The organism is Pseudomonas sp. EA_65y_Pfl1_P113 (assembly GCF_963970525.1).
GTDB lineage: Bacteria > Pseudomonadota > Gammaproteobacteria > Pseudomonadales > Pseudomonadaceae > Aquipseudomonas > Aquipseudomonas tritici.
In genome coordinates this window covers 1-568 of record NZ_CAXAQM010000282.1, presented here as the reverse complement: position 1 = coordinate 568, position 568 = coordinate 1, and the positions used below count along the sequence as shown (strand labels likewise).

The following is a 568-nucleotide window of genomic DNA, read 5'->3' as shown; positions in this document are numbered from 1 at the left end:
GTCCTTTGCCATCATCTGCTCGGCGACCTGTCGCGCCAGTTCGGGCGTTACACCACGCTGCTCGTAGATCGCGGCGAGTTCGGCCAGCTCCGCTTCAGGTTGCGTGGCAAGTTCGCGGCGCTCACGCGCCATGTCGGCTTCTTCCGTATCGGCCTGGGAACTGACAGACACATATTCGCCTGCAGCCATCGACATTGCTCCGGCGACGAGCCCCGCTACGCCAGCAACCAGAATTTCGTGGGAAGCGGCGGTCGCGGCGGCAACACCGACGATCAGACTCGATGTTGAAATCAGCCCGTCATTGGCGCCTAGCACCGCTGCGCGAAGCCAACCTATTCGTTCGATCAGATGGTTCTCTTTATGAAGGGCTCGCATGGAACATGGTCCTGAATTACATTTCTAAGGCTTTGTAACGCGGCGCTGAGCACATAGGAAAAGGCGCCTTGCCTTCGAGATCGATCTGGAAACTTGGCCGGTCAGGCTGATCAATGATGCTATCTTCCGATGAAACGCCTACCGTTCCATCGCCACATACGCTGTAGTCCAAAGCCGCATTCAACTTCAATCG

Annotated in this window: 1 protein-coding gene; it reads right to left on the bottom strand. The window is 57.2% G+C overall.

The window, feature by feature from the left end:
* Positions 1-375: VIT1/CCC1 transporter family protein (locus tag AACY52_RS29610; RefSeq protein WP_339561268.1), on the bottom strand; the 375-nt coding region annotated here is incomplete at its 3' end.
* Positions 376-568: the final 193 nt, after the last annotated feature.